Source organism: Rothia sp. HMSC068F09, from assembly GCF_001812775.1.
Taxonomy (GTDB): Bacteria; Actinomycetota; Actinomycetes; order Actinomycetales; family Micrococcaceae; genus Rothia; species Rothia mucilaginosa_A.
The window spans coordinates 1-24949 of record NZ_KV810427.1; the positions used below are offsets into that span (position 1 = coordinate 1).

A 24949-nucleotide genomic window follows, 5' to 3' on the forward strand; every position below is an offset into this window, starting at 1 on the left:
CCTGGTCTCCGGTGCACCGGAGACCAGGGGAGACTCCAACGGCCATTTCGTCGTACCCAAATCCTCATCTCACGAGCCCTCCCACGATTGGGAGGAATCTGGATCCGATTCAAATCAGGAGGGTGACGGATTCGGATATGCCGGGTCGGGTCGGGACGGGGAAGCCGTTAAAAACCTGACCATCTCTGAACCTAAACGCTCTCGTCATCGCCGAGCTCGAACCCGCCGAACCAGCAGGAGGTAGAAGCGTGAAAGCACAAGACTATTTGATGCTTACCGCTCGAAACGTAACTGAAGCTCAATTCCAATCAGCAATCATCACCCTGGCAACCCGCCTGGGCTGGATGCACTACCACACCCATGACTCCCGCCGGTCGCCGGCTGGCTTTCCTGACCTGGTACTCGTCCACCCCATCAAGCGGCGAACCATCTTCAGAGAATTGAAGACCATGAAGGGGCGAGTCTCCGCAGCACAAATCCAGTGGCTCGACGCGCTCGCTTCGGCTGGCCAGGACGCTGGAGTGTGGAGACCTGACATGTGGACCGCAATCGTGAAGGAGCTGAGTCAATGACTGAGCAAGATACCACTGAGATGCGCCGCCGGGTGCGAGCCATCCTGAATGTCTTGGCCTTTGCCCATGTTCGAGCTGAGGACATAGGGGCATCTGCTGAGGCTCTCGAAGATGCTCCCTTGGAAATGGCGTTGCTAGATCAGCTTCGGCAGGCTGTCACTGAGCAGGGTGCGGAGCACGGGAAGGGTCCATCGTCCTCTGGCTCGCGCTCGCCTCTGGATGTTGCGGCGTTGGATTTGTGGACTGCGGTGGGTCGTTCTGCTGCGGAGACTGCGGCAGCTGTTGGGGTGCCGGCGGAGAAATCTCCAGCTGACACTATGCGTGCCGTCATGCCTCATATCGCTCATGCTAGTCTTCCTGTTCTGGTTTGGATTGGCGAGGAGTGGAGCGAGTGGCAGTCAAAGATTCAGGAGTACCTGCAACCCGTTCGCCGTACACCGATAGACCGCGTGTGCCCTGTCTGTCACCAGAAGCTCCGAATCTGTCGAGATGAATTCGGGGCGACGGTACAGAAGCCGTGTCTGGTTGCTGTCTGGGACGTTGAGGGGGAGCAGGTTCAGCGCGTCGAGTGCTCTGCTTGCTCTGCGATTTGGCCGCGCGCTTTCCTCTGGAATCTGCTGTCTGCCGATGAGGAGGAGGAGACGCTGGTTAGGCTGTCCTCTGGTGTGTAACGGGGGTGGTTGCACAAGGGGGGATGATGACGCTAGACTGTCTCGCTTACCACTGGTGTGTCCTCTGCCTAGCAGGGGGGGTGGTAATGATGCGGGAGACATGTTCAGTCGTGTCGGATTCTTCCTCTGGTGGGGGAGGAGGGAAGGCAATAGCCTCCCCCACCAGGTACCAGCCCGCAAGCTACAACTGAAGAGTGGAAGAAGGAGGAAGCGTAATGGCAACCAGTCGTACCGGTACCGCTCGCTGGAAGAACCTCCGGAAACAGGAACTCGCCGCAGCTTTTGAACGCGGCGACATGCGCTGTCCTATTTGTTTCGTTGCCTATGACTGGCACCGGAGCAAGCAACCGAATAGCCCTGAGCTTGACCACGTGACAGCTCACGCTGAAGGTGGCAAAGATGTTGTAGAGAATACCCGAGTCATCTGCCGCCAATGCAACCAGAGACTCGGTGGAAAGCTCGGAGGCAAACGCTCTCAAGCTCGCAAGACAATCAGAATCGCTGAACCGATTCGACCGAAAACAACGCTGATCCTTTAGCCCCAACCACGCACCCCAGCCGGTGACCTCTCACCGCTATAAGGGGGACATCATCAACCGGGGCAAACCACCTGAAGCAAACAGGACCAGGGGGGTACCCCCTCCCCCGGAGGGTGAGTTCGCGCCCTCCGGCGATAGCGATATATCCACAGCAAATTTCCACATAATACGGGTTCGACAAGGAGTGATACCTTGAGCAAAGGCAAGCCTAAGCAGCTCGAACCTATCGATTTTGAGGGAGCCACCCAAGAGGAAGGCTCCCTTTCTCATGCCACCGCAACCGGCACGCGCCTTGACAGGCTCCGTGCTCTGCGCAGCAAGCTTGCCGCGCACATCGACAACCCCAACACGTTAGCTCGTGACCTCGCCGCGCTCGCACGCCGATTCCAGGACCTCGATAAGGACATCGAGGAACTGGAGCAGCTGGAGCAGCAGTACGGGGCAGAGATTGAAGGAGAGCACCATCATGAAGAAGATGCCCCCTTCGACCCGTCCACTCTCTGAGGTCGCCGCACAGCTCAAGATACCTACTGGAATTGTGGCGACCGGTTGGCCGTCCATTGCTCGGCAGCTCATGAAGATGAGCTACCCGCTCGACCCCTGGCAGATTGATATTGGCAAGCTCATCTTCGCCAAGCGCAAGGACGGGTTCTACGCCGCCGGCGTGGGTGGCGCCGCGCTGAGTCTACCTCGACAGGTCGGTAAGACCCACATGATTGCTGGCTTCATCTTCGCCGCCTGCATCGCTTCTCCGAACACGCTCGTCCTCTGGTCGGCGCACCGCGCTCGCACCCACAACGAGACGTTCCAGTCCATGCAGGGCATTGCGGCTCGCCCGGCGGTTGCCCCGTTCATCTCCCATGTCCGCCGCGGTGCCGGTCAGGAGGCCGTAGAGTTCGCGAATGGCTCACGAATTCTCTTCGGTGCGCGCGAATCTGGCTTTGGTCGTGGCTTCGCAAAAGTGGACGTTATTGTGCTTGATGAGGCGCAGATTCTCACCGAGAAAGCGCTTGACGACATGCTCCCTGCGACCAACGCCGCACCGAACGGATTGGTGCTGATGATGGGCACCCCTCCGAAGCCGACAGACCCGAGCGAGGTGTTCACCCGTCACCGCGCCGAGTCACTCGCGGGGGACCGCGACAAGCTCTATATCGAGTGCGCAGCCGACCCCGGAGCCCGCGCCGACGATAAGAAGCAATGGGCTAAGGCAAACCCCTCATACCCGACCCGAGTCAGCGCTGTCGCAATTGAGCGCATGCGAAAGAACCTCACTCCCGATTCATTCAGGCGTGAGGCACTCGGCATCTGGGACGAATCCACAGCAACCCAGTCAGCCTTCACCCCTGAAGCTTGGCACGCCTGTGAGGGCGAAGCCCCCAAGGAGGGCCGCACCGTGTTCGGTGTGCGATTCTCTCCTGACGGTATGGAAGTCGCGCTCGCTGTGGCACGCCGCCCGGATACTGGCGGCCCAATCTTCATCGAGGGCCTGCGATCTGAACCTCTGTCCAATGGCACCGGCTGGCTCGTAGACTTCCTCGCCGCGCATGCCTCCCGCGCCGCCCAGATTGTTATCGACGGCAAGGCGGGTATCGGCTACCTTACGAACGCGCTCCGTGAAGCAGGCGTGAAATCCAAGACGCTCATCTGGCAGCCATCACTGGACCAGGTCATTGTTGCTCACGCAACGGTAGAGCAGGCAATCATCGGCAAGGACCTCGCTCACAGCAACCAGCCTGAGCTAACCCAGCAGGTGCTCTCCTGTACCCGCCGAAAGATTGGCAACCGTGGCGGCTTCGGCTGGCAGGCTGCAGAAGGCGGTAGCGTCACGATGTTTGAAGCTGCCACGCTGGCTTACTGGGGCGCCCGCGTAACCAAACGCAACCCCGCACGGAAACAAAGGATTAGCGTATGAGTGACTTCTTCCCTATCCCCACCGATGGTGGGGATATTTTTACGCCCACCGAGTTGGCGCAGCTACGGCTCATGCGAGACCAGCTACAGGCCAAGCGCGCCAGGAACCGGGTGCGACAGAACTATTACGACCAGCGTGTAGGGCTCAAAGATCTGGGTATCTCGATTCCTCCGCAGCTGCGGAATATCGATTCGGTGCTCGGATGGCCTGCCAAGACCGTGGATGTGCTTGCTGACCGTATCCGATTTGAGAAGTTCATCTCGACTCATGAGAGCAATACCGACCCGTTTGGTTTGAATGAGTTAGTGGCGCAGAACGATTTTCAGGAGGTGTTCGCCCAGGCGGCATCCTCCGCTCTGATTAATTCGTGCGCGTTCATCACGGTCACTCAGGGCGATACTGAGGCGGGCGAGCCGGAGGTTCTTTGGCTGCCGCGTAGCGCTCACTGGGCTACTGGACTGTGGGATCAGCGCAAGCGCTCGCTCGCCGCCGGGTTGTCTGTGACTCGTACGGATACGGACGAGTTTGGGGACGTGACGGTGCGCGAAGTAACCGTGTACCTGCCGGATAAGACGGTGGTGCTCGGGTTCCCTGCGGCTGGTGAGCGTACTGAGGCTACCGCTGTTGTGCTGCCGAACCCAGTGGGGCGTCCTTTGATGGTTGCTCTGGTGGTGGGGGCTGACCTGCGCCGCCCGTTTGGGCGCTCGCGGATTACGCGGGCGGTCATGTCGCTCACGGATTCGGCTGTGCGTACGATTGTGCGTTCCGAGGTTGCGGCTGAGTTTTTCTCGACGCCACAGCGCGCGATTTTGGGTGCGGACCCGGAGGCGTTGGAAGCGTCGAAGTGGGACGCAGTCATGTCGAAGATGCTCGCGATCAGCAGGGATGAGAACGGTGAGTTGCCGCAGATTCAGCAGTTCTCACAGATGTCGATGCAACCGCACACTGAGCAATTGCGACAGTGGGCGGCGTTGCTAGCGGCGGAGTCGTCTATCCCGTTGGATGAGCTTGGTTTTCCCTCTGATAACCCTTCGAGTGATTCGGCGATTCAGTCGCAGCGCGACCCGTTGCGGCTGGCGGCGGAGCGCTGCATCAGGGGGTTCCAATCTGCGTTGCGTCAGGTTGCTGTGCTGACGGTGGCTTTGCAGCATGGGTGGGAAACCGCCCAGGAGGCAACAATGGTGCAGGCGCACTTCGCGCCGACGGTGCATGTATCGGATGCGGCGGCGGCGGATGCTGTGCTGAAGCAGGTGCAGGTCATGCCGTGGCTCGCGGAATCCGGCGTGGTGTTGGAGAAGCTCGGATACAGTGCGGCGACGGCGGAGCGACTCATGAACGATAAGCGCCGCGCTGAAGGCGTCCAAGCGCTTGGGTTCTATAAGCAGTACAAGGAACGTAAGGATGCTGAGCAAGCTCAGCGGCAGGAGAAGCTCGCGAAGCAACCGCTGGGTGAGTTTGAAGTAACAGAATAACGGAATGATGGCGAGGTACCCCCGGTATGGATATGCAGGATATTAGGTACCTCGCCGAAGGTTTGAACGGTATCGTGGCGGAAGCTACAGATCTGTTTGAGGCACGCATCAGGGAGCTTGTTGAGCAGGGTGCACCGTGGGAGCTGGTGCGTGAAGAAGCACGCCGCATGTTCATCTCACTGGTGGACGGATACCGTGTGCAGGCTGAAGCTTCGGGGGAGGAATGGTACCGGTATCTGCGGGAGCTCGCTGTGGGGGAGGCCGCAGGGTTGCCTTCTGTTGAGGTGCCGCTGGTGGAGCACAGGAAGCTGAGCTCTGCTGTCTGGTGGGCTTCACAGTGGCTAGAAGAGCCGAACGTGGATGTGGAGCGTGCACTGGCGGTGCTGTCCGAGCGACTCGACCAGTTCATCAAGCATGCCGGGCGTGAGAAGGTCACGCAGCTTGCGGTAGCTGATCCGGTGGCGAAGCGTTTCGGGCGTGTGCCGGTGGGTTCCACCTGCACCTGGTGTGAGATGCTCGCTTCGCGCGGGTTCGTCTACACTAGCCCTAAGAGCGCCGGTCTGTTTATGCGGTTCCATTACAAGTGCGATTGCCAGGTGGTGCCCGGGTTTGAAGGCAAGAACCCGGTGGAGGGTTACGATCCTGGCGTGTATAAGGCTCGGTATGATGCGGCGCTCGCGGCGTTGCGTGCGGAGTCGAAGCCTGGAACACGCTTTGTTGATCGGGATGTGGCGTTGCGGATGGGTGTGATGTTTCCCGAGGTGTACGGCCGTAAATCGGCGACTCAGGTATGGGAAGGTGAGACTATCCCTCTTGGAGCTGATGCTGCTGAACGTGTGGCGGCAAAGCATACCAAGCAAGATGCCCAAGCGTTGCAGCGCTGGGCAGAAGGTAAACAGCCGGATGGGACACCATATTATGCGCGACTGCAGAAGGCGATTCTGGGTGAGATTCCCTGGACTCGTGAGCTGAAAAAGCTTCGTCGCGAGTTGGATAGCGCGATTGACCGGTCTGTGGCTTTGGAGTCGTTTACGGTATCGCGATGGGCACCATTAGAGACTTTCGGGGTGGGCAAGATTGAGGAAATATACTCGCTTCGAGGCTCATTCATAGAGCACAGACCGTATATCGCTGCTGCTGATAAACCCAGTGGGGTAAAAACTAGTAGTGGACGAGTTCAGATGCACGTGTACGTTCCTGCGGGGTCTGGGCTCGCGCCGGTGTGGACACACACAGAGAAATATCGGGGGCAACGAGAAATTCTGTTGTTACGAGGTGGTATGCTCGACATAATAGACGTTGAGCGTATGCCTGACGGCTCCCCGCTGGTTTTTGCATATTATCAGGAGGCTCCCCATGAGTAACGAGACCGCAGAAAAAGCTTACGATTATCGTGAAGACCCTGAGTATTGGCGTGCCCCGTTCGATTTTACGAAGCCCATATCTGATGCAAATACTCCGGAGGGGTGGATGCGTGCTGAGTTGAAGGGGCGTTATTTTAATGCTCCGGTGGCACGCCCCGGTGCCGAATATGAGTGGGGTTTAGCAGAGATTAAGCGTAGGTATGAAGCTAAGGAATTCCCCTTCAGAGATAGCGAAGTAACCAGATTGTATCGTGAGAAGGTAGCTAATGGTGAGTTGCCGGATGTTTATGCCGGCACTCCATACGATTTGGCGCTTTTGCCTTTCTAACGTAGTTTTCCCTTTCCGTCCGGGGTTTTGGGCGGCATAACCGAATATAGAACATATTTTTACAACACCACCCGTGTAGACGAGTTTTCGTCTGCACCGGGTGGTGTTGGTGCTTAAGAAGCAAGGAGCAACCCTATGAGTGAGAACACCACTGCTGAGACGGCAGAAGCCTCCGAGCAGCCGCAGGTAACCCCCGCGGATGTCGCGGCGGCGCAGCACGAGCACATGGAGGAACCCGCGTTCCGCACCATCACCTCACAGCGCCAGCTTGACACCATTATCGCCGAGCGACTCAAGCGTGAACGTGCAAAGTTTGCCGACTACGCCGCCTTGCGCGAGAAGGCAGCCACCGTGGACGAGCTGACCACTCGCGCCGAGCAGGCAGAAGGGCGTCTAGCCGAGCTCGAGCACGCGGAGAAGGTGCGCGGATGGCGTGAAGCCGCCGCCACCGAGTACGGTGTTCCCGCTTCCGCCCTGCGCGGGGAGACGCAGAAGGAGCTAACCGAACACGCGGCGCTCTTGTCTGAGCTGCTCCACGGCGGTGCTACCGGTGGTGCGGCGGGTAACCGCACCGTCATCAAGACCGAGGGTGAAGGTGCGGGGCTTGCGCTCAATGGCGACCCGCTACTGGACAAGCTCAAGGGCGTCCTCGGCATCTAGCTAATCCTCTTCTAGGAAAGGAAAAACCGTTATGGCTATTACCGCCGCAACTAAGACCAGCAACCTCGCCGGGTTTATCCGCCCCGAGATTGCGCAGGCATACTTCGCAGAGGTTCAGAAGGCCTCTGTGGTGCAGTCTCTGGCACGTCAGGTGCCTCTCTCTGTCTCTGGTGAGGCTATCCCCGTCCTGACTGAGAAGCCCACCGCCTCCTGGGTGGAAGAAGGCGCTAAGAAGCCCACCACCCAGGCGGGGCTGACCATGAAGACCATGACCCCGAAGAAGATTGCCGCCATCGCGGTGGTCTCCGCCGAGGTCGTCCGTGCGAACCCCGGTAACTACATGGAAGTCCTTCGTCAGGAGATCGCTGAGTCGTTTGCTCGCGCGTTCGACGATGCCGTTATTCACGGCACCTCGAACCCGTTCGGTGTTGGTACTAACCTCGCCTCCACCAGCAAGGCTGTGAAGCTCGGTACTTCTCCTGCGAACAAGGGCGGTATCTTTGCTGACCTGAACTCGGGTCTGGATCTGCTGGTGAAGGACAAGAAGAAGCTCAACGGCTTCGTGTTCGATGACGTTGCTGAGCCGCTGTTTAACGCCTCGGTGGATGCTAATGGCCGCCCGCTGTTCGTGCCTGAGCCGACCGTGGCAACCGCTGCTGTGCGTTCCGGTACCGTGCTGGGTCGTCCCGCTTCGTTCGCTGATACCGTGGCGAACGGTACCGCTGCCGGTTCGGTGGTCGGTATCGGTGGTGACTTCTCGAAGGCGCTGTGGGGCACTGTGGGTGGCATCAACTTCGATGTGTCCACCGAGTCCACCGTGACGATTGGCAACCAGCTGGTCTCTCTGTGGGAGAACAACCTGGTCGCGATTCGCGCCGAGGCCGAGTTCGGTTGGCTTATCGAGTCCAACGCTCACTTCGTGAAGTACACCCTCTAACCTGGGCTGGAGGTGCGTGGCCTGTGATGATGGATGATTTTCCCGAGGTCACCGTGGAGGCGTTGCGGGCGCGTTGGCCGGATATGCCGCCGGGCTCTGAAGAGCATGCTCGTGTCCTTCTTGAGGATGCGGGCGTACTCATCCGTGCGGCAGCGCCCGGCTGGTTCAACCTGCCGGCAGAGGCTATCACGATTGTGGCGTGCCGGATGGTCAAGCGCGCCATGGCTGCAGGGGCATTTGTGGAGGGTGCGTCATCTTTGACGCAGACGGCAGGCCCTTTTAACCAACAGGTTAGCTTCGCAAACCCGAACGGGGATTTGTACCTATCACGGGCTGAGAAGAAGCTGCTTGGGGTCGGGTCGCAACGCGCCACCACCATTGACCTATTCCCTGCCTCCGGTTGCGGGATGGGAGGTGAAGGGCATGGGGTGGCTCAAACCCCGGTTCACGGTTTCACACTCGGCCTGGACTGAAGAAACACCTGACGGTTGGGGTTCCCCTACTCGGGGCTGGAGTGCCGCGGTGCAGGTCGAGGTGTTTGGGTGGGCTTCACCGGGCGCAGATTCTGAGATTCGGGATACCGCGACCGGGGTTCACCGTGATCTTGACCTGTACGCTCCAACCGGGTTCACCCGCCCCCGCGACAGGGTAACCGTGGACGGGGTGCTGTACGAGTGCGTCGGCTGGCCAGAAGACTACACGCACGGCCCCTTCGGATTCGACGCGGGTTACCGTATCAATCTCAAACGACTGGAAGGATGACAGACGAGTATGGGCAAGACGAAGGTGAAACTGACACTGGCGGGGTTCTATGGGCTGCGCACCAGCCCGGAGATGCTTGCCGCCCTGAACACGGAGGCGGCGAAGGTTCAGGCTCGTGCCGGATCCGGGTTCGCGTCCTCAGCGAAAGCTGGCGCGAAAACAGCGGTGGCGCGTGTCTACCCGACCGGTGCCGCTGGTGTCCGGGCGGAAGCTAAGCACGGTGCCCTGTCCAAGGCCGTGGGCGGGTGGAACCGATGACACCGCAGGTTGGTTCTGGCCGTTTGTATGCTCCGGATGTGTTCGCAGCGCTCCGCAAGGAGGCAAAAAGCTTGTGGGGTTCCCCGGTGTATGTAGCGGAGCCACCGAACCCGCGCCCGGACGGCGTGTTCGCGGTATTCACCCCTTCGGGTGGTGCCGAGGGGTCCCCAGCACATGGGCAACGAGCATTCATCGCCGACGTGTGGGGTTCCACCGCGCAGGATGCATACAACGCGGCGGAGATGTTGCGTGGCGCGCTGCGTAGCATCGTGAACCAGGAGATCCTCGTGAGCGTTGGAAAGCCCGTGCTGGTCTACGGTGTGGAGCCTGTGGGGGGTGTGGTGTGGATGCCAGACCCTGACGATAAGATTCCGCGATTCCGGATGAACTTCACGGTGACGTACCGGAACACGCAAATTGACCTGTTATAGCCCCTGTTGTGGGGCGGGAAGGAGCATGTTATGGCGCTTGTTGCTGATAATGTGCGTGTCGCTGTTACCGGCGGCGTTTATGTTGGTGCCATCGGCACCGCAACCCCTGCTAACGCGACCGCCGCGGTGGACGCGAAGCTGAAGGACCTCGGCTACATCAGCGAGGACGGGGTGACTCAGAGCATCGACTCTGACACCAGCGAAATCAAGGCCTGGCAGAACGGTGACGTGGTGCGTGTCATCCAGACCTCGCACAAGGTCACTTTCCAGTTCACGCTCATCGAGACGAACGAGGAAGTGCTCAAGCTGTTCTACGCGGACACCACTGCGAACGGGTCGCTGGTGCGAATGACCGGCGCACAGTCCCCGCACCAGACGTTCGTGCTGGACGTTCTGGACGGCAAGAAGGTTCTGCGTATCGTCATCCCCGACGGTCAGGTAACCGAGCGTGGCGAGGTGACCTACAAGAACGGTGAGGCTGTCGGCTACCAGGTGACCGTCACCGCGTACCCTGACTCACAGGGTGTGAAGGCGTACAAGCACCTGGGCACCAAGCTCTAATAGGCTGGTTTAGATTTGCGGCACGCCCCTTCTTCTGGTTGTGCAGTGTGGTTGGCTCCCTTTGAGGGTTTCTGGAGCCACAGGCCGCGCACACCAGAGGGGCGTGCCGCGCTCGCTTCCCCTACGAAACCCTACCCGATACGTTTTGATTTGGAAGGAAACCCCTCATGTCGGAGAAGAACTACGCGTTTACCCGCACCAGTGACAAGAAGGCTGCAGGTGGCGCGCCGGTTGTGAAGGTGAAGCTGCGCGGCAAGACCTGGCAGGTAGACCCCGCCGCGCTGGATGATGCGGAGCTGATGGAGCAGCTGCTCGCGATTGACGAAGGCAACCCCAAGGGTATGTTCTCCGCGGTGGAGTCGTTGCTCGGTGCCGAGGCAAAGCAGGACGTGTTCGAGACGCTCCGCGACCCTGAGACCGGGCGTGTACCCATGACCTTGTTCACCGGGTTCTTTACCGACATGATGAACGCGTTGAACCCAAACTCCTAAAGCTCGCGGCTCTCCTGCGAGAGAACCGCGAGCTTGTGGAGATTGACCTCATCCGCTACTACCATGCCCCGTACGCCGCCCTTGCCGCGGAGTATGGGGCACAGTTGGTGGCGGCGATGGTCGTGAACCTGCCGCCAGATTCGGCGACCATGCGGCATTATGCGCAAGGTTGGGGGCTGGAAGCCCAGCTACTGGCCGGGGTGTTTGACCGGCTGGTCGAGGCGAACTGGCAGCGCAGTGCAGACGGGCAGAAAGGCCGGAACAAGCCGAAGCCTCTGCCTCGCCCCGGTGTGCAGGGCGCTGGTGTGCGTGTCGGTTCGGGCAGTATGAGCCTGGACGAAGCAAAATACTGGCTGGCGCAGCGGCGAGCCGGCGGTGGTGTCGTAGTGGGGCAGGAAACAATCAAATAACCGGATAGAGGAAGTGATGATATGGCTGGCGGGTATGAGCTTGCGAAGGCATACGTGACTGTGCTCGCCTCGACCAAGGGCGCGGGCGCACAGATTGTGTCTGAGATTGGTGATGCTGGCGACCGTGCAGGTTCGCAGGCAGGTACTAAAGCATCCTCAGCGTTCGGGCGTATCTTCTCATCTTCCGTTGCCCCGCTGGTGGCGAAGGCTATCGGCGGTATCAGTATCGGCTCGGTTTTTGGTACCGCGTTTGCGAAGGGTTTTAACCGCCTGAAGGCTATTGATGTGGCGCAGGCGAAGCTCCGAGGCTTGGGCAATGACGCTGACGCGGTGTCCGTGATTATGCAGAACGCGTCCGCGTCTGTGAAGGGAACGGCTTTCGGCCTGGACGCAGCGGCAACCGCCGCGGCTGGTGCGGTCGCCGCCGGTATCCAGCCGGGCGAACAGCTTGAAGCTGTCCTAAAGTCGGTCTCCAACTCCGCCGCTGCGTCAGGCTCCAGCATGGAGGAAATGGGCGGAATCTACGCTAAGGTCGCGAGTGTCGGCAAGGCACAGAATGACGTCCTCGCCCAGGTCGCAGACCGAGGAATCCCGATCTACCAAGCACTGGGCAAGCAGCTTGGCGTGACGGCCGAAGAGGTCTTCAAGATGGCTTCCGACGGCAAGATCAACTTCGAGCAATTCGAGAAGGCGATGACCTCCGCCGCCGGTAACGTCGCATTCGAAATGGGCAACACGCTACCTGGCGCGTTCGCCAACGCACAGGCTGCACTAGGCCGTTTCGGCGCGAACATCCTTACCGGCATATATCCGGCGCTCACCAAATTCTTCCTGGCATTCCAGGGGTGGATGAAGCCGGTCGAAGCATTCGGTAAGGTTATCGGCGAACAGATTGGGGCGGGTATCACCAAGGCTGGGGAAGCCATTAGCGCCTTTGCTGCGGGCTTCAAGTCCACCATGGGCGATGGTAAGAGCTTCACGGTCACCTTCGAGATTATCCGTGAAGAGATTGCCCGGTTTGCCTCCGCGTTCCAGACCCAAGGCACGGGCATTGTCGGTGTAGCCCAGAAGGTAGGGGCATTCCTTGGGACCGTCTTACCTCCTCTTCTGCATTCCTTCGTCTCGGTTGCACTGAATATTATCCGAGTGGTGGGCTCCCTGGCGGTTGCGTTCAAATCCGTACTCCCCAGCTTCAGTGGAGCTGGGGACGGCGCAAACATAGCAACGAGTGCATTCGATATCCTCGAGTCTTCTATCCGTCTACTCTCAACTGGCCTCTTCCAGCTCTCCCAGTTCATCGAAAACCATCAGCAGGGAGTCGGCAGGCTCGTCCTCGCACTCGGGACCGCCGTCACCGCATACAAAGGCGTGACAACCGCAATCGGGCTGGGAAAGAGCACCATCGAATCCTACAACACCGCTATGGGCGCCATTTCGTCGGCCAAAGACACCGTCATGGGCGTAGCCGAAGGATTCAAAATGCTAACCAGCGGAGCAGGCTCCGCCCGAGAAATCGCAGAACTCGGAAGGAACTACCAGCTGGGTGCAACCGCCGCCTCCGTCTACGAGGTCGCAGTCCGCGCAGCAGCTACAGCACAAACCGCCTTCAACACCGCCGCCGCAAACATCGCAGGCAACCTCTCCAAAGCATTTGGTCTGATGAAGGCTAATCCCTTTACCTCTCTGGTCGGTGCTATCGGCATCGTAGCAGGTGCGCTCGCCTACTTCTTTACTCAGACGGAGACTGGGCGCGCCGCGTGGGAATCGTTGATGCAGGCTATCCAGCCCGCACTGAACACAATCCTGCCACTCATTGGCCAGCTGGGCGAGAAGCTCATCCAGTCACTGCAACCGGCACTTCAGCTCATCATCCCCGCCCTGCAGCGGTTCGCAGTCATGGCAACCCAGCTATTCACTGAGGTTGTCCAGGCTGTCCAGCCAGTCATTGACAGGCTTATCCCGCTCATCGGTCAGGCAATCGCGGCACTCATGCCCATTCTGACGCAGATGGGTGCGGCGCTCATGGCGTCCCTGGGACAGATTGGCCAGCATCTTGCACCGCTGCTCCCGATAATTGTCCAGTTCGGCACCCAGATCATGCAGGCGCTCGCTCCGGTGGGAGAACAGCTGATGAATCAGCTTGTCCCTGCGCTCGCTCAGCTGGGAGCTGCGGTCATGGCGATGCTCCCGCAGATTATGGAGATTTTCCGTCAGCTGGGGGAGATGTTGCTTCAGCTCGTGCCGGTGTTTGGTCAGATTGTGGCGGTAGTCGTGGATTTGGGTACTCAGGTGCTCGCTGCGCTGCTGCCTGCAATTCAGAGCCTTCTGCCAGTGCTTGCGGCAATCGTGGGGGCGGTGGCAGGTGTTGTCGTTGTCCTCGTGACCTCGCTGATTCCTGTCTTCGCCTCCGTGGTGCAGGCAGTCGTCCCTCTCATCACGACGCTGATTGACATTCTGGTGCCTGCAATTCAGGCGGTCCTGAATGTGGTCACGACCGTGGTGCAGGCAATCGTCCCGATTGTCCAGGGCGCCCTCAATATCGTCGTCGGCATCATCAAGACGGTGACCGCAATCATTAAGGGCGACTGGAGCGCCGCGTGGGAGGGCATCAAGCAGATTGTCGCTGGTGTCTGGGAAGTCATCAAGGGCATTGTCGTTGGTGCAATCAACATCGTTAGCTCCATCATCACGAACGCTGTGAACCTGATTCGTAGCATCTGGGATGCCGCCTGGAACGGTATCGGACGAATCGTCTCAACCATCTGGGAAGGCATTAAGAACGGCGTGGCTGCAGGCATCAACACCGTGGTCGGATTCTTCCGCTCGATGGGCTCAGATATCATCGGCGTGGTGCGGGGCATCCCTGGTCAAATGATCTCTATCGGCCGCGACATCGTGGGAGGTATCGCATCTGGTATCCGCAACGCCGCCGGCGCGGTGATGGATGCCGCCCGCAGTGTCGTCAACGCTCTGCCTGATTTCGTGAAGTCTGCTCTAGGAATTCACTCGCCGTCTCGTGTCATGCGTGACCAGGTGGGCGTGTGGATTCCTGCGGGCATCGCCGCCGGTATCGACAAGACATCCGACATGGCTGTGGACGCGGTGCGGTCGATGACGGACGCTGCTGTTGAGGCGGCACAGGATGGGATGGGTTCTCTCTCGATGGCGCTCACCCCGGGCGCTATCAGTGGCGGGTTCAACATCGGTGGAGTTGCCGCTGGTGTGGGTCGCGCTTCGGCACGCGCTGCTGTGGCGACCCCTGCTGTTGGTAGGGCGTTGCATGTGCATGTGAACGCTGGCGAGGAAATGGCCCCCGAGCGATTCGGTCGGCGTGTTGGTGAGGCCATGTCGCACCAGCTTAGCGGTTTGGAAGGAGCGTTGCTGTGATAGGTAAGGACGGGCTCCGCGTGGAGCTGACCGGGGCGCACGGCACCCTGGTACTCACAACCTTTGAAGAGCCGGCAGGAGACTTGGAAGTGTGGGTAACCGACCTGGCGGGCTGGGTCGGCGGCGTTGGAGTTGAGTCTGATGATGCGCAGCGCAAACTCGGGCACGGCATGGTTCACGCCCCGGCACGCCGTACCGGCCGCACACTCACGCTCAAAGGCAGCGCTGTGTCGAACACGGGCGTGCAGGTGCGCGAGCTTGCCGACAGGTTCGTTTCATCCCTGCTGTGGGATGGGCGACTCGGCACGCTCCGGGTCGCCACGGACACGCTCGACCTAACGGGAGAGGTCCGGTTGGATGGGGACGTGAAGGTGGAGTTCCTTGGGGATTCCGCCTTTCTGTTTGAGGTGCCACTGTTTGCACCCGAGCCGTGGCTGTACGCGCCACCGCGCACCTACCAGCTTTACCCTGCTGGCGCGGGGGTTGGTTTGCGGTTCCCGCTGTTCGTGCCTGAGCAACCCACACGCGGTGTGCTCTCGTTTGGCTCGCAGGCCCCGATGACAACCTCGATCGTAAATGAAGGCAACGTGGATGCCTACCCGATTTATACGGTGCGTGGAGATTGGTCTAGCGGGTTCCGCATCACTGCGGAGAACCGGATTATCGAGTACCCGTACGCGGTATTGGCAACCGCGCCAGTCACAATCGATTGCGCCCGAGGCAGGTTGCTGATTGGTGGCGTGGACAGGACGAGTGAGCTGGTGTCGCGCGAGTGGCATAAAATCCCGCCGCGTGCCGGGTTCGTGCCGGTTGTGCAGGCGCTCGCGCCGGCAACCGGTTGGGTCGATGTAACCGCACGCTCAACATACATTTAGGAGAGAACATATGAGTGTTGGTTTTGGAATGGCGCCGGACGCGCAGGGGAACGGAACCACCCCTGACGACCTGCAGGCAGTGCTCGCGGCGCAGTACCCCGAGCCGGGCATTATCTCCGGCTGCACGGTGGGCACCCGCTCCAGCATGGAATACGTCATCGCCCCGGGCGCAGTCGTGGTACATATCGCGCCGAGCCGTGCGGTGCTGGTGCCGGTGGTCGGGCAGACCATCACCACGCGTCCAGCGCCGCCGACCGGCGCTCGCACCGACTACGTTTACGTGGAGCAGCAGACCCAGCCCGTGAACGGATCCATTAGCGCGCGAGTCGCGGTCGGCACCCAGGTGCCGGACAATGCGGTGGTGATCTCTAAGCGCGAGATTAAAGCGGGTATGACTGGCACGAATGCTGCACCCGAGACCGCCAACGTGACATTCGCCCGACCTATCGGCGGCACCCTCGGTGTGCTTTTCTCGCACAAGACCGAGACGGATACGGTACACGACAAGACGGACGGCGTGATTACGCGCGGCAAGGGCATGTTCTTCCTGCCCACCGACCGTACCCTCGATATTCGACTCACCTCGTCCATCTCAAGCGTCGCCGCCAACGTTGCGAAGGGGACACTCTCCACCTCCGCAGCTTCCAGCTCCCCGTCCGACCGGGGCAGCGTGAACTACGACATTTACATTGACAACAAGTTGGTGCTACGTCGCGAACGAGTCTTCACCAACGTGTGGGACACCGTCGATTATTCGGACGTGGTGGTGCTGCCGAAGGGCTCGCACACGATCCACTACACCGTGAGCCTGCGCGTGTGGGGCTGGGAGAAATGGACCACCCGCTATGAGGGCTTCGGAGCGAAGTACCCCTCGGATGTTCTGCGGGTTATCGACATGGGCGTGGCGAAGGAGTAGCTGTGGGATTCAGGCTGTACTGGCTGGATACGGTGACCGGTGCGGTCGGTTCCCCCATCCAGGACGTGACCGCATGCTCCTGGGCAATCAGCCTAAACAAGGTCGAGGAACTGACTTTCACGATTCCGAAGCGGAGCTTGGCAGGGCACCAACGCACAACCTATGAGCCACTCACAGGCGGCGTGCTCCTCACCCACACCGGGCAGGACGGCACCGAGTACCCACTTATTGCCGGCCCAATCATCGATTGGGGCACCGAAACCGGTACAAACCTGGAACTCAAGTGCGCGGGTGTGCGTGAGTTGTTCGAGCGGCGCACCATCTGGGACACCCTAACCTACAAGACCATGAGCCTGGGCGAGATTGCCTGGGCTCTTGCTGTTCACGGCATGAACCGCCCCGGTGGCGGACTGCCGGTGGTGCACGGCGTGCAGGGTGGGCTCGGGGCACAGACCCGAGATCGCACCTACGAGCGGTGGAACGTCGCGAACAACCTCATCGGCAAACGCTGGAGCGAGCTGTCGGCGGTTATTAACGGCCCCGATATTATGCTGCGCCCTCGCTGGAAGAGTGAGGCACACACTCATATTGAGTGGGTGTTCATGCACGGGGTTGAGGAATACCCGTTCATCGCGCAGAAGTTCACGCCGGACTTCGATACAACCGCGCTCGCCGCAGCCGACATTGAGGTGAAGGTGACCTCCACGGGCAAGGACATCACGCACCGCATCTGGTGCACCGGCGCAGGAGAAGGCGAAGGAACCGCCATCGCCTGGGCGGAGAACCTTACTCAGGTGTGGCGCGACCGTGCACCGTTTGTGGAGGGCATCATCACCGATGCAGACCAGGCCGACACGTTCGTGCTGAAGCAGAAAGCTGAGGGCGCTTTAGCAGCGCGGGCAAAGATGATTGACCAGGTCACCATTGAGATGGGCACCGACAGGCTCGGTGCACCGCTCGGATCGTGGTTCGTGGGCGATACCGCCACCGTCACCCTGGCAGGCTGGTTGTCGGTGCCGGATGGGACGCGGCAGATGCGCATCATCAAGATGACCGGTACCCTCGCCGGGTCGGTGACGCTGGACTTTCAAGAAGCATCCTGGCAATAAAAAAGACAGGGAGGTAACCGGTGGTTGATTATATTGACCAGCGCCCCACGCCCGCGCAGGCGGTGGACACGCTACGTGCGCAGCTCATTAGGGCACGCACGCCTGCGTCCACGCCGCACGGTATTAAAATCGCGCGTCAGAACGAAGCGACCCTGTACCTGGATTCCACCGGTTCGGCGCGCCGCTGGGACGGGGACACGCTCGCGAATTTCGATGAGCGTCTGTCCGAGGCGGGCAAGGTCGTAGCGCAGGCACGACAAACCCTTCAGAAGGCTGAGCATGGTCTGGTCGAGGCGGAGTCCCGCATCCAGGCAGTGGAGCAGCAGACCAGTAAAGACGCCATCACCAAAAAGGCGGTAGCGGGACTTAAAGGTTTGTCAGAGCCGTGGATTGGGCGGGACATGATTGTGCCCGGCAGTATCGATGTGCGGCGTTTGAACGTGACGCAGGAGTTGGCCGCGCAGGTGGTGCGCGCGATGAGTGCGGAGACGAAGAAGCTAGTGGTGACCGAGGACGCGATTTTGAACCGAGCCACGATTATCGAGGGACTGGTGACTTCGAAGGTCGCAGCGAAACTTGTCACGAGTGGCCTGCTTCAGACGACGGAGGCGGAACGGCGCGGCCTGAAAATCAACTCGTCCGGCATCACCGCATACAACCACTTGGGTGAACAGACTGTAAAGATTGACGCCAATGGTGTGGAGAATGAGTTCCGCGGCACCTTCCACACCTCCGACAAGTCCAAGCCTGGCCTCTCGATTTACACCACCCCCGGTCGCGGCCCAGCGGGGAGCATAGACTCGGTCATCGAGATGCGCACCGGTGCGAGCAATGCCACCACACCCTCGGGTGTGGTCCGCATGAACCCGCAGGGCGCGCTCACCCTCGGTGTGCAGCCCTCGGGTACGAACCCCGCCGATGTGAAGGGGCTCGTGGTGCTCCCTGACGGGGACGTGACCGTGCAGGGGCGCATGATTATGAACCAGGGCATGTACCTGCGCACGCTTATTGAGCAGTCTGAGACAACCATCTTCATCTCGATTGGGCCGCTGGAGATCCCGCGCCACTCTGCGGTGCGTAGACGGGTTACGTTCCGTGAGCAGGTGCAGCTCCCTGTGGTGGTTACGCAAGCTGCCCACTCGATCTGGCCGGTTGTGTCGAATGTTTCCTCAAGTTCCAGAAGCCACGTTGAGGTGATTGTGCACAACGTGACGAATGATCTCATCCGGGATGCGTGGGTGGATGTCGTCATCCTGCCCATCAAACGATAAGGAGAAACGAAGTGACTTTGGAGCAGTGGCAGGCTAAAGCCCTGTACCTTCAGGAAGAAAACGAGAAGCTGCGACGTGAGCTGCTGGATGAGCGGATTCTTGCCGGTGTCATCCGGCTAGAATCCCCTGAGACCGCCCCGGCACCTGATCCGGAGCCGGTGGTGGGTGAGGTTATCGACCCGGGCGAGCTGGTGGGCGATGGGCTCTAAAATCGAGGTGAACTTCGGCAAGACCGGGTACCCGCCCGCCACCACCGGCGCCGTTGCGTTCATCCCCTCCCACCCTGGCGTCGAGCCCGGCACTGCCGAGACGACCGGATGGCTCGGGGCAGGGCAGCAACTCTATAAGGATGCCACCGAGACAGACATGGTCAAGTTGGCTGTGCCAGAATCTGGTGCAGTGTCCTATGATGTGGTCGCTTACCTCAAAGATGGGGATGGAGTGATGCTGGAGGGGCAGCCCGTGCAGCGTCTCACCATCCAAGCCGGAGACGGTACCGTGACGCTGCAGGATGTGCCACTGCTCGTCCAGGCAGGGGAGACCGTGACGACGCAGACCTACGCACGCCCCTCCTGGGCGTCCGTGCCGGTAGAAGCACCCGCTCCCGCGCCGGTACCGCGCCCGAACAACCCTGGGAGTGATGACGGGGGGCATGTTGCCCCGGTTGCACCTACGGTACGTCCCATCCTGGACATGTCCGAGGTCCGCGACTATGTAGACAAGCAGCAGCGAATTTTGGACGCGAAGCGCTCCTACCGGGCACGGATGCGCTCGATCGTGCCGCCTACCTATTTTTACCCCGACTACTGGAAACCGGTCGCGGAGCAGAACTGGCACACCATGGCGCAAGCCGCCGAAGTCTGTCCGTTCCTCATTATTAACCCCGCGTCTGGTCCTGGAGAAGGCCCCGGCTCCCCGCAGTACAAGGATTTCACGAATCAGCTCAAGCTCAACCGCGGCGAATATGGGCAGAAAATCTACGGGTACGTTCGGACGGGTGCATCGATTGGGGAGCCTCGTGATCTGGAGACCCTGTTCGATGAGGTGCGCAAGTACATCGACTGGTACGACGTGGACGGCATCTTCTGGGACGAGGCGTATAACGGTTGGGGTGACCAGGCAGGCAAAGAAGAATTCCACCACCGCATCGCCGACCGGTTCAATGCGCTCTACCCGTGGATGCCCACAATCGTGAACCCCGGTGCGAACACCACCGCAGGGATGGTCGGTACGGGCTGGCACATGATGACCTTCGAGCAAGAAGCATCCCTGTACCTGACTGATAAGTACCTCGTGCAGGAGCACTATAAGGGGCAGCCGAGGCAGATGTTCTGGCATTGCATCCACGACATCACAGGGTTTGAACAGGCGGTGCAAGTGCTGCGCCTGGCGGACACCCTGAACGTGGGCATCCTTTATCTGACAGACGACACAATCTGGGAGACCAAGAACGGAGTGCGTTCCAGGACAGCGAACCCGTACGATCGTTTGCCTGCCGCATGGCTGTGGAGGTTGCAGATTGCGTGGGCGAAGGGTGAACTGGATGATTACCTCACCCAGGTTGATATTCTGCGGCAGAACCTCGCCGTGCTTGAGTCTGTCAGGGCTCCGGCGGAGGCGCTAACTGCTGCGAGGTTGAAGATCCAAGCAATGACAGGAGGGAACTAGATGGGTATGAGTGACCAACTGGCAGAGTCCGGTTTCGTGCCCGCTTATGGGCTGGTGACGGCGAAGTTCGTGACGCACCAGCACGCGGCGGGCGGTGAAACGGATGGTGTGCCGGTACAGGGACGTGTGGTGTTTACGCCGACTACTCGGGTTGCGGATGCTGGGACCAGGCGCGTGTTTGTTCCTGCGCCGGTGACCGGCTGGCTGCGTGACGGGGTGCTCTGGGACGCGCCACGCGGCGGGAACCAGGGAGTGCACCTGATGGCTCCGAGCCCGGGGGCGGTGCCTTCTGAATGGGGGTACCGTGTGGAGGCGCAGCTACGGGATGTCGCGGGATGTGCCGCGCAGCTGTCGTACCCGAGCATTTATGTTCGCGCGGGTGTGACGCTAGATTTGGCGACGGTTGCCCCCGCCGGTGCGGAGAGCACGATTCCTGCGCCGGTACCTGTGAAGGGTGAACCTGGGGACCGTGGTGAGCGTGGAGAACCCGGACCCAAGGGCGACCGTGGGGACCGTGGTGAGCGTGGAGAGCCTGGCCCCAAGGGTGAACCTGGGGGCCGTGGTGAGCGTGGAGAACCCGGACCCAAGGGCGACCGTGGTGAGCGTGGCGAGCAGGGTCCTAAGGGTGAACCCGGCGGGCTGGACGCGGAAGCAGCCGCACTTGTGCAACGCCTCGCCTCCGGGGCAGCCCCGCGCGATACTGGCTGGCGACGCGAAGAGTCCCCAGCCCTCGCCGCCGGAGCTCTTTTCTACCGCCGCGTCGGAGACTGGTGCATCATCGCCGCCCGCGGCGGCAACTGGGACACTATCACTGTCCACGACCGCCCAGACATCACAGATTTGAATTACCACGACAGGGGCGAAAAGATTCGTCTCAGCAACAACGTTCCACCCGGGTGGCAATCCAACAATCCTGTACTAGCCCCCGTGGTCACAGACACGGGAGAACCCCGAGGTATCATTCTCCTCCACGCAAGGGGCGACGGGAATCGTATCACCTGGCGCCGCGGGACCCTTGACCTTTCCCCACAAAACCGCAGCAACCTGCGGTGTGGCCTGCTCATCTACCCAGCCTCCGACCCGTTCCCGACCGCACTGCCGGGCACCCCCGCCTAAACGTGGCGCGGGAACACCAAAAAAATTATTCACTGAGAAAGGACGGTAACCAGACATGGCTACCATCGCACAAGAACTCGCCGCCTCCCAGGACGCCGACCTGCTCAAGCGCGCCACCCAGGCCGCCCAGCGCCAGCGTATCCCCAACGCCCAGTACTCCGTCGAGGCAAACATTGGGCTGCTCGTCTCCCTGCCCGCCGGGGCAGGCTCCACCCAGACCATCGCAGACGAACACGCCTACGCCGTCGCCGAGCATGCCAAAGCCGTGGCTGCACTAAATGAGGCACAGGCCGAGCTGGACGCCAAGCGCGCCGCGCTCGCTTCCCCTGGTGCGGACCCGACCCGCGTGACGGATGAGTACATCATGCACGCCATTGGGGTTCTCTTCAAGGCGCCCAACGCCGAAGAAACCACCACCGTGGGAGAGTAGGCGCGGTGATGTTGCCGGAGATTCCCCGCATCGGGCACCCGGTGCTGGACGGCATCATCCAAGCCGTCGTCTCAGTCGGAGCCGTGCTTTTCTCACTGCTGATTGTCTGGCTCAAGTGGGGTGCCCCGCAATGGGAGCGTCTGAACTCCAAGGTGCGCTCCATCAAGGAGCAGACCAACAACAGCCATGAGACGAACCTGCGCGATGACCTGGACAAGGTTCTTGAGCGGGTGGAGCAGGTGAGTGCAGCGCTGACACAGATGCAGGGAGATACGAACACAGCCCTGCTGAACGTGGTGAAACGCTTGGATACCATCGCCGAGGACTTTACTGCAGCTCGCGCCGAGCACGCCGATTTTCGGCGAGACATTGGCGGGCTGCGGGAGGAGATGCGGCATGCGCGTAAGCGCCATGATGCCAGCGAGGACAGAATTACTGCCATCGAAACATTGGGTGGCTCATCTTTTGCCCGCGCTATGAAGAAGGAAGATTAGCCCCCCCACGTGGGGGCTTCAACGTTTAAGAAGGAGTAGCGATGAGGTATCTCGTAGAAGTTATTGAGGCTGAACAGGCGCCGCAAGGTCAGCTGGCTCAGCCGCAGTCAGTGCCGGCACCTGCACCGGCTACTCACCGCACGGTGGATGCTGTTGCGGCTGGTGCTGACCCGACCGGTGCAGCGGATTCGACTGCCGCAATTAACCAGGCTATCCGCCGTGTTCATGAGGCTGGTGGCGGTACCGTACACCTGCCGGCAGGTAGTTATAAGGTGTCCGCGCCGTTCATTGAGCTGCTGGGCGGCGTTCACCTGCAGGGTGCTGGTCGCGAATCGACCATCATCTTTGCGGACACTGGCGCAGGGGCGGAGCAGAAGACGGCGATTATCCACGCGGGCACCTGGCTCACCCCGCGTGTTGGCAAGGACAATCTGCTGATGGGTGTCTCGGATTTGTGGATTAAGTCTTCTCACCCTCGCCCGTCGCATGTTTCGTCGGCGCCCCCGCGCCCTGGCCAGGATGGTATGCACCCGAATATTGGCGGCGTCCTCCTAAATACCGAGCTGGGTGATAATCCTCCCGAGCCTGACGGCGCCCACCGTATCGAGAATGTCCTTATTTGGGACGCCGCGTTCGGTGTGGCTGTGCTGGGTCTGGACGACCAGGGATGCCAGCTGCGGAACATTCGCGTCCGCCGCACTCTGGGCGCCGGCGTCGTCATCGGCAAGTCACCGGAGCACATCACCTCTGTGACGGCTGGCCGCCGCGAGATTGGTGCGGCAGACAATATCCTCGACGCTATCGATGTATCGGGCGCGAATATTGCAGGTGGCACTAATGCGGGCTTCGAGATTTACGCGACCAATACCACTCTGATTGGTTGCAAGTCCTGGTACAACCGCCGCTCGATTCACGGGGCAGAGGGGCGACCAGGCGGCATCTGGGACACCTCCAACATGCACCGCTTCACCGCCGCCGGCGCAGGCTTCTTCATCCGTGGAGGACGCAACATCCTCACCGCGTGTACTGCCCAGGAGAATGGCGGTCACGGCTTCGTGCAGGTCGGTCATTCCTCGCAGATCACCGGGTGCCGTTCTGCTTCGAGCTCCTGGCATGACTGTGTCAGCGGTGATGCTAAGCCCAGCGAGGCGGCGGACTTTTTCGTTACGAATTGGGCGCATCACCTCATCTTCTCGAACAACATTGCGCAGGCAGAGTACAAGGGCAAATCCGCGAAGTACGGTGTCGCCGTCGAGAAGTGGGCACACGACATCAGTGGCACCTCAAACATGACCGTGGACATCCCCACCCCGCACCGCGCCACCGACATGGGCGTGGCTGTGAAGCTGGAAATCAACAACACCATTAATTAAAAGGAGAAAACAATGAAGTATCAGGACATCACCGAGTACGATGCGACTTCGTTCACCGCAGCGAATCGCACTATCGACGACATCGACACCATTGTTATTCATCATTGGGGCAACGACGGCCAGCGCTTCGAGGACGTATGCAATTTCTTTGTGGGCGGCCCCGGTACCAGCGCCCATCTTGTCGTTGAGGCTGGTCGTTGCGCCCAGCTCGTAGAGTTTAAGGACATCGCCTGGCATGCGGGCAACTGGGCAGCAAACCAGCGCTCGATTGGTATCGAGTGTCGCCCCGAGATGAGCAATGAGGATTTCGAGACCGTCGCACAGGTAATCGCTGATCTGGAGACTTTCTATGGAAAGTCCTTCTACATCAATGGCCACAAGGAATATTTCGCGACTGCTTGCCCCGGCCGATGGTACGACCAGCTCGACCGCCTCATCGACCGCGTGAACGCGATCAAGGAGGGCAAGGTCGAGCGCGGCATCGAGGGTGTCCCCGCACCCCTGGACAAGGCGGAGGTCTCGGCGCTGCGTGCGTCGTGGGAGAAGCTGCAGAACGCTGTAGATGAGCTGGGCAAGGAGATCGACAACAATGCGTAACCTGTCTCGCCGTCAGCGTGCCGCCCTTCGTAAGGGCATTTATCTTGTTGCGCCTGCGCTGTCTGCGGTGCTGGTCGTTTTCGGTGTTTGGACGAATGAGCAGGCGGCTACCGTGACCGGCGCTGTGACTACCATCCTCACGACCGCGCTCGCGTTCTTCAACACTGACCCGGACCTGTATGAAGGCACCGCCGGCGATGGCGATGCATCTGCGGAGCCTGGCGGCTCTGCTGAAAGTGGGGAGTAAATGGGGACCAACCCCAACCGCCCCCTATTTCTACCCCGGAATATCAAGGAAGCCAGGCTTTTTCATAAACAAGGCTTTCTAAAACTTGCGGGGTA

General features: G+C 60.4%; 28 protein-coding genes. All 28 read left to right on the forward strand.

The annotated features are described in order from the left end of the window. The first annotated feature begins 269 nt into the window (after nt 1-269). Complete coding sequence (locus tag HMPREF2874_RS05715) at nt 270-572, forward strand: VRR-NUC domain-containing protein (RefSeq protein WP_070649473.1); 303 nt, start codon at nt 270-272, stop codon at nt 570-572. After that, nucleotides 569-1243, forward strand: a complete 675-nt coding sequence (locus HMPREF2874_RS05720; protein WP_070649325.1) for a DUF7341 domain-containing protein — start codon at nt 569-571, stop codon at nt 1241-1243. The genes HMPREF2874_RS05715 and HMPREF2874_RS05720 overlap by 4 nt, the downstream gene beginning before the upstream one ends. A 215-nt stretch (nt 1244-1458) precedes the next feature. Next, complete coding sequence (locus HMPREF2874_RS09025; RefSeq protein WP_070689670.1) at nt 1459-1782, forward strand: HNH endonuclease; 324 nt, start codon at nt 1459-1461, stop codon at nt 1780-1782. A 192-nt stretch (nt 1783-1974) separates the two neighbouring features. Next, nucleotides 1975-2286 carry a hypothetical protein gene (locus HMPREF2874_RS05725; RefSeq protein ID WP_049352699.1) on the forward strand — a complete coding sequence of 104 codons (312 nt, stop codon included), beginning with the start codon at nt 1975-1977 and terminating at the stop codon, nt 2284-2286. Further along, nucleotides 2249-3697 (forward strand): terminase family protein, encoded by a 1449-nt coding sequence (locus HMPREF2874_RS05730; protein ID WP_210397979.1) that lies wholly within the window; start codon nt 2249-2251, stop codon nt 3695-3697. Before HMPREF2874_RS05725 ends, HMPREF2874_RS05730 begins: the two co-directional genes overlap by 38 nt. Next, a complete protein-coding gene (locus HMPREF2874_RS05735) occupies nt 3694-5169 on the forward strand; it encodes a phage portal protein (protein WP_070649327.1) in 1476 nt (491 codons plus the stop codon). Before HMPREF2874_RS05730 ends, HMPREF2874_RS05735 begins: the two co-directional genes overlap by 4 nt. Before the next feature lie 26 nt (nt 5170-5195). After that, nucleotides 5196-6533, forward strand: a complete 1338-nt coding sequence (locus HMPREF2874_RS05740) for a VG15 protein (protein ID WP_070649329.1) — start codon at nt 5196-5198, stop codon at nt 6531-6533. Next, the gene (locus HMPREF2874_RS05745; RefSeq protein WP_070649331.1) at nt 6526-6861 is read left to right on the forward strand and encodes a hypothetical protein; all 336 of its coding nucleotides are present in this window, start codon (nt 6526-6528) and stop codon (nt 6859-6861) included. Before HMPREF2874_RS05740 ends, HMPREF2874_RS05745 begins: the two co-directional genes overlap by 8 nt. A 135-nt stretch (nt 6862-6996) precedes the next feature. Next, entirely contained in the window at nt 6997-7521 is a 525-nt protein-coding gene (locus tag HMPREF2874_RS05750) for a hypothetical protein (protein ID WP_070649333.1), read from the forward strand. Between the two features lie 31 nt (nt 7522-7552). Then, entirely contained in the window at nt 7553-8458 is a 906-nt protein-coding gene (locus tag HMPREF2874_RS05755; RefSeq protein ID WP_049351727.1) for a phage major capsid protein, read from the forward strand. Between the two features lie 26 nt (nt 8459-8484). Further along, the gene (locus tag HMPREF2874_RS05760) at nt 8485-8931 is read left to right on the forward strand and encodes a Gp19/Gp15/Gp42 family protein (RefSeq protein WP_070649335.1); all 447 of its coding nucleotides are present in this window, start codon (nt 8485-8487) and stop codon (nt 8929-8931) included. A 298-nt stretch (nt 8932-9229) separates the two neighbouring features. Next, entirely contained in the window at nt 9230-9478 is a 249-nt protein-coding gene (locus HMPREF2874_RS05770) for a hypothetical protein (protein WP_070649339.1), read from the forward strand. After that, nucleotides 9475-9909: a hypothetical protein gene (locus HMPREF2874_RS05775; protein WP_070649341.1), complete on the forward strand. Its 435-nt coding sequence runs from the start codon at nt 9475-9477 to the stop codon at nt 9907-9909. The genes HMPREF2874_RS05770 and HMPREF2874_RS05775 overlap by 4 nt, the downstream gene beginning before the upstream one ends. 30 nt (nt 9910-9939) lie before the next feature. Next, nucleotides 9940-10470, forward strand: coding sequence for a phage tail tube protein (locus HMPREF2874_RS05780; RefSeq protein WP_070649343.1), 531 nt, complete (start codon nt 9940-9942; stop codon nt 10468-10470). Between the two features lie 167 nt (nt 10471-10637). Then, nucleotides 10638-10961 carry a hypothetical protein gene (locus HMPREF2874_RS05785; protein WP_070649345.1) on the forward strand — a complete coding sequence of 108 codons (324 nt, stop codon included), beginning with the start codon at nt 10638-10640 and terminating at the stop codon, nt 10959-10961. Between the two features lie 35 nt (nt 10962-10996). Continuing rightward, nucleotides 10997-11371, forward strand: coding sequence for a DUF5361 domain-containing protein (locus HMPREF2874_RS05790; RefSeq protein WP_070649346.1), 375 nt, complete (start codon nt 10997-10999; stop codon nt 11369-11371). Between the two features lie 21 nt (nt 11372-11392). Then, on the forward strand, nt 11393-14758 hold the full coding sequence (locus HMPREF2874_RS05795; protein ID WP_070649349.1) for a tape measure protein: 3366 nt from the start codon (nt 11393-11395) through the stop codon (nt 14756-14758). Beyond that, complete coding sequence (locus HMPREF2874_RS05800) at nt 14755-15633, forward strand: phage tail family protein (RefSeq protein WP_070649351.1); 879 nt, start codon at nt 14755-14757, stop codon at nt 15631-15633. Before HMPREF2874_RS05795 ends, HMPREF2874_RS05800 begins: the two co-directional genes overlap by 4 nt. A gap of 10 nt (nt 15634-15643) precedes the next feature. Beyond that, entirely contained in the window at nt 15644-16549 is a 906-nt protein-coding gene (locus tag HMPREF2874_RS05805) for a hypothetical protein (RefSeq protein ID WP_141754224.1), read from the forward strand. A 2-nt stretch (nt 16550-16551) separates the two neighbouring features. Further along, complete coding sequence (locus HMPREF2874_RS05810) at nt 16552-17658, forward strand: hypothetical protein (RefSeq protein WP_070649355.1); 1107 nt, start codon at nt 16552-16554, stop codon at nt 17656-17658. A 20-nt stretch (nt 17659-17678) separates the two neighbouring features. Continuing rightward, entirely contained in the window at nt 17679-18929 is a 1251-nt protein-coding gene (locus HMPREF2874_RS05815) for a hypothetical protein (RefSeq protein WP_070649357.1), read from the forward strand. Nucleotides 18930-18940: 11 nt separating this feature from the next. Then, nucleotides 18941-19138 (forward strand): hypothetical protein, encoded by a 198-nt coding sequence (locus HMPREF2874_RS05820; protein ID WP_070649360.1) that lies wholly within the window; start codon nt 18941-18943, stop codon nt 19136-19138. Continuing rightward, complete coding sequence (locus tag HMPREF2874_RS05825) at nt 19128-20597, forward strand: spherulation-specific family 4 protein (RefSeq protein ID WP_070649362.1); 1470 nt, start codon at nt 19128-19130, stop codon at nt 20595-20597. Before HMPREF2874_RS05820 ends, HMPREF2874_RS05825 begins: the two co-directional genes overlap by 11 nt. Before the next feature lie 1171 nt (nt 20598-21768). Then, a complete protein-coding gene (locus HMPREF2874_RS05835) occupies nt 21769-22143 on the forward strand; it encodes a hypothetical protein (RefSeq protein WP_070649366.1) in 375 nt (124 codons plus the stop codon). An 8-nt stretch (nt 22144-22151) separates the two neighbouring features. Then, nucleotides 22152-22637 carry a DUF2746 domain-containing protein gene (locus tag HMPREF2874_RS05840; protein WP_070649368.1) on the forward strand — a complete coding sequence of 162 codons (486 nt, stop codon included), beginning with the start codon at nt 22152-22154 and terminating at the stop codon, nt 22635-22637. A 41-nt stretch (nt 22638-22678) separates the two neighbouring features. After that, complete coding sequence (locus HMPREF2874_RS05845) at nt 22679-24010, forward strand: right-handed parallel beta-helix repeat-containing protein (protein WP_070649370.1); 1332 nt, start codon at nt 22679-22681, stop codon at nt 24008-24010. 12 nt (nt 24011-24022) lie between these two features. Continuing rightward, on the forward strand, nt 24023-24607 hold the full coding sequence (locus HMPREF2874_RS05850; RefSeq protein WP_070649372.1) for a peptidoglycan recognition protein family protein: 585 nt from the start codon (nt 24023-24025) through the stop codon (nt 24605-24607). Continuing rightward, nucleotides 24600-24854 (forward strand): hypothetical protein, encoded by a 255-nt coding sequence (locus HMPREF2874_RS05855; RefSeq protein ID WP_070649374.1) that lies wholly within the window; start codon nt 24600-24602, stop codon nt 24852-24854. The genes HMPREF2874_RS05850 and HMPREF2874_RS05855 overlap by 8 nt, the downstream gene beginning before the upstream one ends. The last annotated feature ends 95 nt before the right edge of the window (nt 24855-24949 follow it).